We start from the raw sequence: 13412 nt of genomic DNA on the forward strand, positions 1-13412 counted from the left end.
GGAACGTCCGAGCGGGACCGCGGGTTACGCGGGAGTCCGAGGCGCGATCAGCCGGGTGGCCGTCCAGTCCTTGCTCACGGCGACGGTCGTGGTGTGGGCCAGGCCCGCGATGGGGGCGGCCTCGGCGACGTCGGCCGCGTCGACGGAGTTGGGGCGGCCGACCTTGGGCGTCAGCAGCCAGATCACTCCCCCGCCCACCAGGTCGGTGAGGGAGTCGACCAGGCCGTCGACGAGGTCGCCGTCCTCGTCGCGCCACCACAGGACGACGGCGTCGACCACGTTGCCGTAGTCGCCGTCGACCATGTCGGCGTCGATGGCGTCCTCGATCGCGATCCGCAGGTCGTCGTCGGTGTCGGAGTCCCAGCCGAGCTCCTGGACCACCATCCCCGTGGTCAGCCCGAGCCTGGCCGCGGGTCCGGGTGTCCCCGACTGACTCGCCGGGGTCTGCGAGGCATCGCTACCCGCCGTCGAGCTCACGGGTCCTCCCTCCCTCGCCGTGTCGGCCGTGTGGGCGCTCGCGGTGCGCGAGCGCTCAGGTGGGCAGTAGTCCAGCGGAACAGCGGCGGGTGCGCAAGCCGCCACGGCCGGGCACCCGCACGTCGGGGGGCCACAAGCACTACCGCCGGGTAGATTTTCCGCCTCCTCCCCGCGTGCGACGATGGTCCGGTGAGCGACGACACGACGACGGACCGCGGAGCGGACCGGAGGGGCGCCCCCGCCCGCTCCGTCATCCACGAGGGCCTCCCGACCCAGCTCCCCGACATCGACCCCGACGAGACCACCGACTGGCTGGAGTCCTTCGACGGCCTCGTCGACGAACGCGGCCGCGAGCGTGCCCGCTACGTGATGCTGCGCCTGCTGGAGCGGGCGCGTGAGTGGCAGGTCGGCGTCCCCGCCCTGCGCAGCACCGACTACATCAACACCATCCCGCCCGAGCGGGAGCCGTGGTTCCCCGGCGACCTCGAGATCGAGCGCCGGATCCGGGCCTTCATCCGCTGGAACGCCGCGGTGATGGTGTCCAGCGCCAACCGCAAGGGCCTCGAGGTCGGCGGCCACATCGCCACCTACCAGTCCGCGGCGAGCCTCTACGAGGTCGGCTTCAACCACTTCTTCCGCGGCAAGGACCACCCCGGCGGCGGCGACCAGGTCTACATCCAGGGCCACGGCTCGCCGGGGATCTACGCCCGAGCCTTCCTCGAGGGCCGGCTCACCGAGGAGCAGCTCTACCGGTTCCGCCAGGAGGTCCAGCACGGGCCCGGCAACGGCCTGCCGTCGTACCCCCACCCGCGGCTGATGCCCGACTTCTGGGAGTTCCCGACGGTCTCGATGGGCCTGACGGGCATCAACTCCATCTACCAGGCCCGGTTCAACCGCTACCTGCACAACCGCGGCATCAAGGACACCTCCCAGCAGCGGGTGTGGGCCTTCCTCGGCGACGGCGAGATGGCCGAGCCCGAGTCGCTGGGCGCGATCGGGGTCGCCGCCCGCGAGGAGCTCGACAACCTCACGTGGGTCATCAACTGCAACCTGCAGCAGCTGGACGGCCCGGTACGCGGCAACGGCAAGATCATCCAGGAGCTGGAGTCGTACTTCCGCGGGGCCGGCTGGAACGTGATCAAGGTCGTGTGGGGCGACGGTTGGGACCCGCTGCTCGCCAAGGACGTCGACGGCGTGCTGGTCAACCGGATGAACAACACCCCCGACGGCCAGTTCCAGACCTACCACAACGAGAGCGGCGCCTACATCCGCGACCACTTCTTCGGCACCGACCCGCGGCTGCGGAAGATGGTCGAGCACATGAGCGACGAGCAGATCGAGAAGCTGCCGCGTGGCGGCCACGACTACCGCAAGGTGTACGCCGCGTTCGATGCCGCGACCCACCACGTCGGGCAGCCGACGGTCATCCTCGCCAAGACCATCAAGGGCTGGACCATCGACGCTCTGGAGAGCAAGAACGCCACCCACCAGATGAAGAAGCTCACCCAGGACGACCTCAAGAAGTTCCGCGACCGGCTCTACCTGCCGATCTCCGACAACGACCTCGAGCGCAGCTACGAGGAGACCGGTGCGGCTCCGTTCTTCCACCCCGGCCAGGACGCGCCCGAGATCCAGTACATGCTCGAGCGCCGCTCGGCGCTGGGTGGGTCGCTGCCCCGCCGGGTCGACCGGTCCAGCCCGCTCAAGCTGCCCGGCGACGCCGTCTACGCCGAGCTCAAGCAGGGGTCGGGCAAGAACAAGGTCGCGACGACCATGGCCCTGGTCCGGCTGCTGCGCGACTGGATCAAGGATCCCGAGATCGGGCAACGGATCGTGCCGATCGCCCCGGACGAGTACCGCACCTTCGGCATGGACTCGATGTTCCCCAGCGCCAAGGTCTACAACCCCGGCGGGCAGCAGTACGAGTCGGTCGACCGGAAGTTGTTGCTGTCCTACAAGGAGTCCGCGCAGGGGCAGATGCTCCACGAGGGCATCTCCGAGGCCGGGTCGCTGGCGTCCGCGACGGCCGCCGGGTCGTCGTACTCCACCCACGGCGAGCCGATGATCCCGTTCTACATCTTCTACTCGATGTTCGGGTTCCAGCGGACCGCCGACTCGATCTGGGCGATGGCCGACCAGCTCGCGCGGGGCTTCCTGATCGGCGCGACGGCGGGCCGCACCACGCTGACCGGCGAGGGGCTGCAGCACGCCGACGGGCACTCCCCGCTGCTGGCCACCACCAACCCGGCGGTCGTCCACTACGACCCGGCCTACGCCTACGAGCTCAGCCACATCATGCAGAACGGCCTGGAGCGGATGTACGGCGCCGACGCCGAGGACGTCATCTTCTACCTCACCGTCTACAACGAGCCGGTCGACCAGCCGGCCGAGCCCGACGACGTCGACGTCGACGGGATCCTGCGCGGCCTGCACCACGTCGGCCGGGGCGAGGGCGGCGGGCCACGGGTCCAGCTGCTCGGCTCGGGGGTGGCGATGCCCTGGGTCGAGGAGGCCGCCCGCCTGCTCCGCGACGAGTGGGGCGTGTCGGCCGACCAGTGGTCGGTCACGTCGTGGAACGAGCTGGCCCGCGACGCCGTGGCGGCGGAGGACTGGAACCTGCTCCACCCCGACCAGGACAAGCGCACCGCCTACGTCACCGACCGGCTGCGCGACGCCGGCGGTCCGGTGGTCGCCGTGTCCGACTACATGAGCGCCGTACCCCTCCAGATCGCGCGCTGGGTGCCCGCCGACTACCGGGTGCTGGGGGCCGACGGCTTCGGCTTCGCCGACACCCGGCCCGCGGCGCGCCGCTACTTCCGGGTCGACGCCCAGTCGGTCGTGGTGCAGGCCCTGCAGGCCCTCGCCGACGCGGGCCAGGTGCCCCGCGAGAAGGTCTCCGAGGCGTTCGCCCGCTACCGGATCGACGACCCCACCGCGGTGGCCGACGTGAAGCAGGAGGGTGGCGACGCCTGAGCGCGCAGCGCTCTGGCGGCGCCGGGGTGCGCGAGCAGCCGGACGCGAGGAACGAGCGCCCGGCGTGGGCGCGCAGGTTGAGCAAGGCCCGCGCCCGCGCCAGCGGGCGCGACGGCCGCGTCGAAACCCCGGGACGTGCCCGCTGACCTCACGCGGAGCGACCCACGCTCGCCGGTGCCGAGCAAGCGCTCTGACCTCGACCGCGGCAGCGGTCAGGCAGGCGCGATCCGGGTGACCGTGGCGTCCTGCTCGACCGGCTGCCCGGCGCGCAGCAGGGTGCGGAACCTCGCCCGCGAGTACGTCGCGGGCGGGGTGGACCGCACGAAGTCGTGGACCAGCCGGGCGAACCGCTGGGGGTGGTCCTTGTGCGGGAAGTGCCCGGCGTTCGGGATCACCTCCACCCGGGCGGTCGGCGCGATCCGCGCGGCCAGCTCTGCGTGGCGGACGGGGATGACCTGGTCGTTCTCGCCCCAGAGCACCGCCATCGGCATGCTGGCGGTGAGGTAGGCACGGTCGCCCATGGTCACGATCTGGCCACGCCAGTCGACCACCGCCCGGACGACGTGCCGGATCGCGTGCCGCGCTGCCGGGTCCCGGAAGGAGTCGTAGATCTCGGCGACCTCGTCGAGGTCGCGGGTCCAGCCGGACGGGATCCGGGAGAGGCCCTTGAGGCCGGCCTTCCCGGCGTGCCGGACCCCGGGGAGGGTCAGCACCTTCATCGCCGGGTGGAAGCCGGGCGTCGTGACCGCGCGGACGAGCGGCGACACCTCGGACCCGAGGCCGCCGGAAGCGACCAGCACCAGCCGCTCGGTGCGCTCGGGGAACTGGTAGGCGAACTGCATCGCCACCCCGCCGCCGAAGCTGTGCCCCACCACGGTCACCTTGTCGATGCCGAGGCAGGTCATCAGGTCGCGCATCCCGTTGGCGTACCCGCCGACGCTGTAGTCGGCGCGGGGCTTGTCGGAGAGACCGTGGCCCAGGAGGTCGGGGGCGATCACGGTGTACCGCCGGGCCAGGGTGTCGATCACCGGCGTCCACGTCGTGTGGTCGCAGCCGAGGCCGTGCAGGAGCAGCAGCACCGGTCCCGTGCCGACCTTCACGTAGGCGCGCCGGTGGCCGTGGACGGTGAGGTAGGAGACCTCGTGCTGCGCGGGGGGCATGTGACCAGCCTCTCGTCGACGTCCGGCGATTCAACCACGGGATCGGTCTGCCCGGGGATGCGAAACCCTTGTTCTCCCAGCGTTCTGACGTCAACTAGCCTCGCATGGTGACCTCGTCCCTCGATCGCCCCACCCCGCGGCCGGACCGCGCGGCCGAGGCGCTGACCCGCGCCACGGGGACCCTCAGCACGGCGGCGACCGCGCGGATGGAGTCCGAGCTCACCTGGTTCCGGGAGCTGAGCGCCCAGGACCGCTCGTGGGTGGGCGTCATCGTCCAGGCCGGCATCCAGGGCTTCGTCGACTGGTACTCCCACACCGGCCGCCCGGTGCCGGGCGCGACCGTGCTGGCCTCCGCGGTGTTCGGCGCCGCCCCTCGGGCCCTGACGGGCGTGATCACGCTGCAGCAGACCGTCGACCTGGTGAAGCTGTCGATCGAGGTGGTCGAGAGCAACATCGAGGACATCGTCCATCCCGACGACGCCGCCGACGCCCACGCCGCCGTCCTCCGCTACGCCCGGGAGGTGGCGTTCGCGACCGCGGAGGTCTACGCCCGCGCCGCCGAGGTGAGGGGCGCCTGGGACGCCCGGCTCGAGGCCCTCGTCGTCGACAGCGTGCTGCGCGGCGAGGCCGACGAGGCGCTGCTGTCGCGGGCCAGCGCCCTCGGCTGGTCCGGGCACGGAGCGGTGTCGGTCGTGCTGGGCGAGGCGCCCAGCCGGCGGGCCGACACCGACGTCTTCGAGGAGGTACGCCGGGTCGCGCGCTCGGCGGGCCAGGACGCGCTGTGCGCCACCCAGGGCGACCGGCTCGTCGTTCTGCTCGGCGGGGCCGGTCACGGCGAGGACTCGGTCGCGCCGGCCCTCGTGGAGCTGTTCGGCCCGGGGCCCGTCGTGGTCGGACCGGTCGTCGGGGGGCTCGAGCACGCCCACCGCTCCGCTCGCGCCACCCTCGCCGCCCACCGGGCCGCCGTCGGCTGGCCCGACGCACCCCGACCGGTGCGCAGCTCCGAGCTGCTGCCCGAGCGGGTGCTCGCGGGCGACGGCCACGCCCGGCGGCACCTGGTCGAGGAGGTCTACCTGCCGCTGACCAAGGCGCGGGACACGCTCGTCGAAACGCTGGCGACCTACCTCGAGACCGGGTCGTCGCTGGAGGCCACCGGCCGGGCGCTCTACGTCCACCCCAACACCGTGCGCTACCGGCTGCGACAGGTGGCCGAGCTCACCGGCTTCAGTCCCTCGGAGCCGCGGGAGGCGTTCGTGCTCCACATCGCCCTGGTGCTGGGCCGACAGTCCGGGCGCCACGAATCGTTGTAGGAACCCTACAAGAATCGCGGGGTCGGATTCGTGCGCGCCGGAGGCGCACGCGCGTGGGTCCGCCCGGCAGAGTGGTCCCCGTGCTCGTCATCGTCGCGCCCGGCCAGGGCGCCCAGTCCCCCGGCTTCCTGACCCCGTGGCTCGAGGACCGCACCTTCGCCTCGCGCTTTCACTGGCTCTCCACGGTCGCGGGCCTCGACCTGGTGCACCACGGCACCGAGTCCGACGCCGAGACGATCCGCGACACCCAGGTCGCCCAGCCGTTGCTGGTGGCGACCGGGCTGGTCGCGGCCCTCGAGCTGTTCCCGCACCCGGCCGACGCGTTCTCCCAGATCGGCGCGGTCGCCGGTCACAGCGTCGGAGAGCTCACCGCGGCCGCCGGTGCCCGGGTGATCACGGCCGAGCAGGCCATGGTCCTGGTACGCGAGCGAGGCAAGGCGATGGCCGAGGCCGCCGCCGCGACACCCACCGGCATGACCGCCGTGCTCGGAGGCGACCGCGACGAGGTGCTCGCCGCGATCGACAAGCACGGCCTGACGGCCGCCAACGACAACGGCCCCGGGCAGGTCGTCGCGGCCGGCACCCTCGAGCAGCTCGAGGCGCTCGCCGCCGACCCGCCCGCCAAGGCCCGGCTCACCCAGCTGAGCGTGGCCGGTGCCTTCCACACCGAGCACATGGCGCCCGCGGTCGGGCACCTCGCCGGGCTGGCCCGGTCGGTGTCGGTGCACGACCCCCGTACTCCCGTGGTCTCCAACCGCGACGGCACCGTGGTCCACGACGGGCGCGACGTCCTGGCCCGCATCGTCGGCCAGATCGCCAGCCCGGTCCGCTGGGACCTCTGCATGGAGACCATGGCCGACCTGGGCGTCACCGGCATCCTCGAGATGCCGCCCGCCGGCACCCTCACCGGCATCGCGAAGCGGGCGCTCAAGGGCGTCGAGACGTTCTCGCTGAAGACTCCCGACCAGCTCGACGACGCCCGGGCCTTCGTCGACAAGCACGGCGAGGCCTCCCCCATCGACACCACGCCGACCTGGCGGATGGTCGTCTCCCCCGCGAAGGGCACCTTCCACCAGTCCGAGGACGCCTTCGGCCGCGACGTGCTGGCCCCCGGAGCATTGATCGGTGAGGTCGAGACCTCCCGCGCCCGCTCCGAGATCGTGGCCCCGCACGGCGGCCAGGTCGTCGAGTGGCTGGTCGAGGACGGCGACATCGTCTCGCCCGGCCAGCCGCTGCTGCGCCTCCACCCCGAGGGAGCCGCCTGATGGTCGCCATCGCAGGGTCGCCCGGAGCGCCCCACGCCGCCATCCTCGGTCTCGGCGTCTTCCGCCCGTCCCGGGTCGTGCCCAACGCCGAGGTGATCGCCGCCATCGACTCCAGCGACGAGTGGATCCAGCAGCGCTCGGGCATCCGGCAGCGCCGCTGGGCCACGCCCGAGGAGACGGTGCAGATGATGTCCGTCGCGGCCTCGAGGGAGGCCCTCGAGCGCGCCGGGATCGCCCCCGCGCAGGTCGACTGCGTCGTGGTCGCCACCGTCTCGCACCTGCTGCAGACCCCGGCCGTCGCCACCGCCGTCGCCCACGAGCTCGGGACCGAGAACGCCGCGGCGTTCGACATCTCCGCCGCCTGCGCGGGCTTCTGCCACGGCATCTCCCTGGCCGCCGACATGGTCCGCGGCGGCAGCGCCGGCCACGTCCTCGTCATCGGGGTCGAGCGGCTGAGCGACCTGACCGACCTCCACGACCGGGGCACCGCGTTCATCTTCGCCGACGGTGCCGGGGCCGCGGTCGTCGGTCCGAGCGAGACCCCGGGCATCGGCCCGGTCGTCTGGGGGTCCGACGGCGAGCAGTTCGACCTGATCCGGCAGCGCGAGGACTGGCGCGACGTCGTCGGCACGCCGACCGAGCCGGGCAGCGGCGTGATGCCCCACCTGGTCATGCAGGGCAACCCGGTCTTCCGCTGGGCGTCGTTCGCGATGGCGAAGGTCGGCCAGCAGGCGCTCGACCGCGCCGGCGTGAGCGCCGACCAGCTCGACGTCTTCGTCCCCCACCAGGCCAACATGCGCATCATCGACGCGATGGCGCGTTCCATGAAGCTCCCCGAGCGGGTCCGGATCGCCCGCGACATCGCCGACCAGGGCAACACCTCGGCGGCGTCGATCCCGCTTGCGCTCCACCGGATGATCGACGAGGGCGAGGCCCACAGCGGCGACCTCGCGCTCCTGATCGCCTTCGGAGCCGGCCTGGCGTACGCCGCCCAGGTCGTGACCGTCCCCTAGCCACACGCGGCGTCCGCACCACCCCTGTCGCACCACCTGTCCGCACCACCCCACACCGGAAGGAAGAGCACCACATGGCCACCACCGAAGAGATCCGCACCGACCTCGCCGAGATCGTCAACGAGGTCGCCGGCGTCGAGGCCGACGACGTCCAGATGGACAAGTCGTTCGTCGACGACCTCGACGTCGACTCGCTCTCGATGGTCGAGGTCGTCGTCGCCGCCGAGGAGAAGTTCGGCGTCACCATCCCCGACGACGAGGTCAAGAACCTCAAGACCGTGGGCGACGCCGTCGCCTACATCGAGCGCGCCCAGGGCTGACCGGCCGCGCTCCACCCCCCGCCACCCCGTCTCCGAAGGATCGGATTGCAGATGAGTCGCACCCGCGTCGTGGTCACCGGCCTCGGCACCACCAGCCCGCTCGGCGGTGACGTCGCCAGCACCTGGGAGGGCATGCTCGAGGGCCGCTCCGGCGTCCGGGCCCTCACCGACGAGTGGGCCGAGGAGCTCCCGGTCAAGATCGCCGGCCGGATCGCGGTCGAGCCCACCGAGGTCCTCGAGCGCGTGAAGGCCCGTCGGCTCGACCGGTCGTCGCAGTTCGCGATGATCGCGGCGATGGAGGCCTGGCAGGACTCCGGCCTCGCCGACGCCGACGTCGACCAGGAGCGGCTCGGGGTGGCGATGGCGTCCGGCATCGGCGGTGTCAACACGCTGCTGGACAACTACGACGCGCTCCGCGACAAGGGACCGCGTCGGGTCTCGCCCCTCGCGGTGCCGATGCTGATGCCCAACGCGCCGGCGGCCCAGATCAGCCTCCACGTGGGGGCCCGGGCCGCGGTCAACACGCCGGTGTCCGCGTGCGCGTCCGGCAACGAGGCGATCGCGCTGGCGGTCGACCAGATCCGGCTCGGTCGCGCCGACGTCGTGGTCGCCGGCGGTACCGAGGCGGCGATCCACCCGCTGCCGATGGCGGCGTTCGCCAACATGATGGCGCTGTCGAAGAACCCGGGCGACCCGACCACCGTGTCCCGCCCCTGGGACACCGGCCGCGACGGGTTCGTCCTCGGTGAGGGCGCCGGCGTCGTCGTGCTCGAGTCCGAGGAGCACGCCCGGGCCCGCGGCGCCACCGTGTACGCCGAGGTCCTGGGCGCCGGCATCACCGCCGACGCCCACGACATCGCCCAGCCGGACCCGGCCGGCCGGGGTGGCTCCCGCGCGATCCTGCGGGCGATCGAGGAGTCGCAGGTCGATCCCGGCGCGATCGTCCACGTCAACGCGCACGCCACGTCGACGCCGCAGGGCGACATCGCCGAGGGGCTGATGCTGCACGCGACGCTCGGGTCCCACGTCTCCGAGGTCGTCGTGACCAGCACCAAGTCGATGACCGGGCACCTGCTGGGCGGGGCCGGGGCGCTGGAGGCGATCGCGACGATCCTCGCGCTCCACCACCGGGTGGCACCGCCGACGATCAACCTCGACGACCAGGACCCGCAGGTGGAGCTCGACATCGCCACCAAGGCGCGCGACCTGCCGCAGGGCGACATCGCGGCGCTCAACAACTCCTTCGGCTTCGGTGGCGCCAACGTCGCCGTGGCCTTCGGGAGCACGTCGTGACCACGGCCCCGGCCAAGCCGGCGAAGCTGCCCCGCGAGCAGGACCCCCGCAACCCGGTCCACCGGCTCACCGCGCTGCTCGACGAGGGCAGCATGGAGCTGATCACGCCCGACGACGACTCGGGGATGCTGGCCGCGGTCGGCAACGTCGACGGCACCCGGGTCGCGGCCTTCTCCTCCGACGCCACCGTCATGGGCGGCGCCATGGGCGACGTCGGCTGCCGCGTGGTCGTCGACGCCTACCACCGGGCGATGACCGACGGGGTCCCGATCATCGGGCTCTGGCACTCCGGTGGTGCCCGGCTCGCGGAGGGCGTGCTGTCGCTGCACGCCGTCGGCCGGATCTTCCACGCCATGACCCAGGCCTCCGGCCGGATCCCGCAGATCTCGGTCGTGCTCGGCCCGGCGGCGGGCGGGGCGGCGTACGGTCCCGCCCTGACCGACGTGGTGATCCTCGGTCCCGACGGCCGGATCTTCGTGACCGGGCCCGACGTGGTGCGGTCGGTGACCGGCGAGGACGTCGACATGCTCCGCCTCGGCGGGCCCGAGCCGCACGGCCGCCGGTCCGGCGTGGTCCACATCCTCACCGAGTCCGAGGCCGAGGCGCTCGGGCGCGCCCGCACCGTCGCCTCGCTGCTGGGCTCCCAGGGCAGTCTCGACGTCGCCGACGTCGCCGACCGTGACCTGGCCGAGCTGCTGCCGGAGTCCAAGAAGCGCGCCTACGACGTGCACCCGCTGGTCGACTCGCTGCTCGACGAGGGCACCATGCAGGAGCTGCACGCCCGCTGGGCCCCCAACATCGTCACCGCGCTCGGCCGCTTCGGCGGCCGTACGGTCGGTGTGGTCGCCAACAACCCGTTGCGGCTCGGCGGCTGCCTCGACTCGCTCTCGGCCGAGAAGGCCTCCCGGTTCGTCCGGATGTGCGACGCGTTCGGCGTACCCCTCGTCGTCGTGGTCGACGTCCCGGGCTACCTGCCGGGCGTCGGGCAGGAGTGGGACGGGGTGGTCCGACGCGGCGCCAAGCTGCTCCACGCCTTCGGGGAGTGCGTCGTCCCGCGCGTCACGCTGGTGACCCGCAAGACCTACGGCGGCGCCTACATCGCCATGAACGCCCGCTCCCTCGGAGCGACCCGCGTCCTCGCGTGGCCGGGCGCCGAGGTCGCGGTGATGGGCGCGGTCGCGGCCATCCGGATCCTGCACCGCCGCAAGCTCGTCGACGTGTCGCCGGAGATCCGGCCGCAGGTCGAGGCCGAGCTCGCCGCTGAGCACGAGCGGATCGCGGGCGGGGTGGACCGGGCGGTCGAGATCGGTGTCGTCGACGAGGTCGTCGAGCCCGACCGGACCCGCACCGCCATCGCGCACGCCATCGACGACGCGGTCCAGGCCGTCGGCGTACGCCGTGGCCAGCACGGCAACATCCCCCTCTGAGACGCACCGTAACGTCGGTCACACCGACGCGTTGGGCCTCCCGGAGGTAGGACATGTCCCTGAGGCGCCTGTGCGCAGCGCTCGTGCTCGGGTGCGGCGTGCTCGTGGCCCCTCCGGCCGGCGCGTGGGACGCCGACCACGGCCGGGTGTGGCGCGGTGACGGCGTGCTCGCCCCCGGGTGCCACGACTACGGGTTCCGCTACCGGGTCCGGCCGGGCAACAACGACTGGGGTCTCGAGCTCTTCCTCGTGGGACCGGGCCGCGAGGGCCTCGGGACCGTCAACCGGCTCTCGGAGAACGATCCCAAGAGGGGCCGGGCCAGGTTCGAGGTGTGCCGCTCCTCGACCCGGCCCGGGAAGTTCCGGATCCGCGGCAAGCTGACCGTCATCCGCGGCTTCGACACCGACAAGCACTGGATCAAGCCGGCCCGGTTCCGGCTGCGTCGGGGCTGACGCGCACCCCCGACGGTTCCGCCTCAGACGACCTGGTGCAGCCAGCGGACCGGCGCGCCCTCGCCCGCGTGCCGGAACGTCTCCAGCTCGTCGTCCCACGGCTTGCCCAGCAGCTTGTCGACCTCGGCGACCAGGGTGGTGTCGCCGAGCGCCGCCTTGACCACGGCGGCCTTCAGCCGGTCCTCGGGGATCATCAGGTCGCCGTGGAGGCCGGTGACGGCGTGGAACACGCCCAGGTCCGGGGTGTAGGAGTAGCGGACCCCCTCCGTGGTCGCGGTGGGCTCCTCGGTGACCTCGAACCGGAGGTGGTTCCAGCCGCGCAGTGCCGAGGCGATGGCCGCGGCCGAGCCGGGCGCGCCCGTCCAGGACAGCTCGGCACGGTAGGTACCGGACTGGGCGGGCTGCGCCGTCCAGTCGACATGGGAGGACACGCCGAGGACGCCGCCCACGGCCCACTCGATGTGCGGGCACAGCGCGGACGGCGCGGAGTGGACGTAGAGGACGCCCCTCGTTGCAGTGGTGGTGCGTGCGGTCACCGTGACCTCCTTCAGCTCCGGCGCGAGGTACGCCTTCCCCAGCGGTCTCCGCACGGGCTGAATCGGTCGGTGGTGAGTCACACGTGTGTAGTTGGTGGCCCCATTGTGACGCATGTGGCGGGTGAACACCAGTGAATCGAGCAGGTCAGTCCTCGTCGTCGCGTGGGGCGCGCTCCAGGGCCTCGGCCCGGGCCTCGGCGTCGGTGAGCTCGTCGCCGTCGATCGCGTGGGTCCGGTGGAACCACGCGAGCGCGTCGGTCCCACGTCCGGCCTGCTCGAGGGTGTCGGCGTACGCGTAGCGCAGCCGCACCACCCAGGCGGCCCTGCTCTGCGACTGCAGCGGCGCCCGCTCGAGGGTCCGCAGGGCGGCGTCGAAGCGACCCAGGTCGCGCAGCGCCCCGGCCTCGACGATGGTCATCTCCGCCTTCGCCTCGGGTCCGAAGGACGCCACGCCCGGGCTCTTGGCGAGCTTGAGCGCCTCCTCGGGCCGCCCGAGTGCGCGGTGGCAGTCGGCCATGATCGGCAGGTACGCCGTGGCGCCGTTCATCCGCTTCGCGGCGCGCAGGTCGCTGAGCGCCTCGGCGTAGTGACCCGCGGCGTACGCCGCCTCACCGGTCGCCTCGCGCACCACCGCGAGCCGGCCGGCGCGGGCCCTCGCCGCGAGGGTGTGCTGGTAGGCGGTCTCGGGGTCGTCGTCGATGAGCATGCCGGCGGCTGCGAGGTGACGGGCGACCCGGGCCGCGAGCTTCTCCGGCAGCCCCTTGAGCTGCGCGGCCACGGAGCGGTCGAGCTCCTTGCCCGTGATCTCCTCGGGCAGCGGTGGCCCGTCGTACTTGGCCTGGTCCGCGGTGCGCGGACCCTGCTGGTCCTGCGGACGCTTCCAGTCGCCCTGGCGGGGCCGGCGCTTGCCCGGGCCGGCCCCCTTGCCCCGCGGGCGTCCGGCGTCGCCGGACCGCGGCTTGGCACCCGATCGAGGGTTCCCGCCGGTCCGGGGCCTGCCGCCCCCAGCGGGGCGCGGTCGTCGCTCGTCGGCCACGACGTCCTCCTCACGGATCGGGCTGGAAATGACGTGGAGGCCACCCGCATCGGGTGGCCTCCACCGAGTGTAGGTCCGGCGGCGTCCTACTCTCCCACAGCCTGTCGGTTGCAGTACCATCGGCGCTGATCGGCTTAACTTCCGGGTTCG

Annotated in this window: 12 protein-coding genes and 1 rRNA gene; 8 read left to right on the forward strand and 5 right to left on the reverse strand. The window is 72.8% G+C overall.

The window, feature by feature from the left end; genetic code table 11:
* Positions 1-24: 24 nt before the first annotated feature.
* The gene (locus ACQ1X7_RS16675; protein WP_432479350.1) at positions 25-477 is read right to left on the reverse strand and encodes a DUF3052 domain-containing protein; all 453 of its coding nucleotides are present in this window, start codon (positions 475-477) and stop codon (positions 25-27) included.
* A 189-nt stretch (positions 478-666) separates the two neighbouring features.
* On the opposite strand from ACQ1X7_RS16675, the gene aceE reads away from it, so the two are divergent.
* Complete coding sequence (gene aceE / locus ACQ1X7_RS16680) at positions 667-3450, forward strand: pyruvate dehydrogenase (acetyl-transferring), homodimeric type (protein WP_432479351.1); 2784 nt, start codon at positions 667-669, stop codon at positions 3448-3450.
* 212 nt (positions 3451-3662) lie between these two features.
* On the opposite strand, the gene ACQ1X7_RS16685 is transcribed toward aceE, so the two are convergent.
* The gene (locus ACQ1X7_RS16685; protein ID WP_432479352.1) at positions 3663-4610 is read right to left on the reverse strand and encodes an alpha/beta fold hydrolase; all 948 of its coding nucleotides are present in this window, start codon (positions 4608-4610) and stop codon (positions 3663-3665) included.
* Between the two features lie 107 nt (positions 4611-4717).
* On the opposite strand from ACQ1X7_RS16685, the gene ACQ1X7_RS16690 reads away from it, so the two are divergent.
* The 7 genes from ACQ1X7_RS16690 to ACQ1X7_RS16720 all read left to right on the forward strand — a co-directional run bounded on the left by ACQ1X7_RS16690 (position 4718) and on the right by ACQ1X7_RS16720 (position 11690).
* The gene (locus ACQ1X7_RS16690; protein ID WP_432479353.1) at positions 4718-5920 is read left to right on the forward strand and encodes a PucR family transcriptional regulator; all 1203 of its coding nucleotides are present in this window, start codon (positions 4718-4720) and stop codon (positions 5918-5920) included.
* 80 nt (positions 5921-6000) lie between these two features.
* Complete coding sequence (locus ACQ1X7_RS16695; RefSeq protein WP_432479354.1) at positions 6001-7185, forward strand: acyltransferase domain-containing protein; 1185 nt, start codon at positions 6001-6003, stop codon at positions 7183-7185.
* Positions 7185-8198 carry a beta-ketoacyl-ACP synthase III gene (locus ACQ1X7_RS16700; protein WP_432479355.1) on the forward strand — a complete coding sequence of 338 codons (1014 nt, stop codon included), beginning with the start codon at positions 7185-7187 and terminating at the stop codon, positions 8196-8198. Before ACQ1X7_RS16695 ends, ACQ1X7_RS16700 begins: the two co-directional genes overlap by 1 nt.
* A gap of 74 nt (positions 8199-8272) precedes the next feature.
* Positions 8273-8518, forward strand: coding sequence for an acyl carrier protein (locus tag ACQ1X7_RS16705; RefSeq protein WP_432479356.1), 246 nt, complete (start codon positions 8273-8275; stop codon positions 8516-8518).
* 51 nt (positions 8519-8569) lie between these two features.
* Positions 8570-9811: a beta-ketoacyl-ACP synthase II gene (gene fabF, locus ACQ1X7_RS16710; RefSeq protein ID WP_432479357.1), complete on the forward strand. Its 1242-nt coding sequence runs from the start codon at positions 8570-8572 to the stop codon at positions 9809-9811.
* The gene (locus ACQ1X7_RS16715; protein ID WP_432479358.1) at positions 9808-11238 is read left to right on the forward strand and encodes an acyl-CoA carboxylase subunit beta; all 1431 of its coding nucleotides are present in this window, start codon (positions 9808-9810) and stop codon (positions 11236-11238) included. The genes fabF and ACQ1X7_RS16715 overlap by 4 nt, the downstream gene beginning before the upstream one ends.
* Before the next feature lie 53 nt (positions 11239-11291).
* Positions 11292-11690 carry a hypothetical protein gene (locus tag ACQ1X7_RS16720; protein ID WP_432479359.1) on the forward strand — a complete coding sequence of 133 codons (399 nt, stop codon included), beginning with the start codon at positions 11292-11294 and terminating at the stop codon, positions 11688-11690.
* A gap of 23 nt (positions 11691-11713) precedes the next feature.
* Here the strand turns inward: ACQ1X7_RS16720 and ACQ1X7_RS16725 are convergent, their stop codons facing one another.
* From ACQ1X7_RS16725 to rrf, 3 genes are all read right to left on the reverse strand, one after another.
* Positions 11714-12226 (reverse strand): DUF3145 domain-containing protein, encoded by a 513-nt coding sequence (locus ACQ1X7_RS16725; RefSeq protein ID WP_432479360.1) that lies wholly within the window; start codon positions 12224-12226, stop codon positions 11714-11716.
* Between the two features lie 145 nt (positions 12227-12371).
* Positions 12372-13262: a tetratricopeptide repeat protein gene (locus ACQ1X7_RS16730; RefSeq protein WP_432479361.1), complete on the reverse strand. Its 891-nt coding sequence runs from the start codon at positions 13260-13262 to the stop codon at positions 12372-12374.
* Between the two features lie 73 nt (positions 13263-13335).
* A 5S ribosomal RNA gene (rrf, locus tag ACQ1X7_RS16735) occupies positions 13336-13412 on the reverse strand; the annotation flags it as partial.

Source organism: Nocardioides sp. GXQ0305 (genome assembly GCF_050880345.1).
In the GTDB taxonomy this organism is placed as follows: domain Bacteria; phylum Actinomycetota; class Actinomycetes; order Propionibacteriales; family Nocardioidaceae; genus Nocardioides.

Coding starts and splice junctions, on each gene's coding strand:
- ACQ1X7_RS16685 (WP_432479352.1), bottom strand. CDS start 4,610: ATGCCCCCCGCGCAGCACGAGGTCTCCTACCTCACCGTCCACGGCCAC.
- ACQ1X7_RS16700 (WP_432479355.1), top strand. CDS start 7,185: ATGGTCGCCATCGCAGGGTCGCCCGGAGCGCCCCACGCCGCCATCCTC.
- ACQ1X7_RS16705 (WP_432479356.1), top strand. CDS start 8,273: ATGGCCACCACCGAAGAGATCCGCACCGACCTCGCCGAGATCGTCAAC.
- fabF (WP_432479357.1), top strand. CDS start 8,570: ATGAGTCGCACCCGCGTCGTGGTCACCGGCCTCGGCACCACCAGCCCG.
- ACQ1X7_RS16720 (WP_432479359.1), top strand. CDS start 11,292: ATGTCCCTGAGGCGCCTGTGCGCAGCGCTCGTGCTCGGGTGCGGCGTG.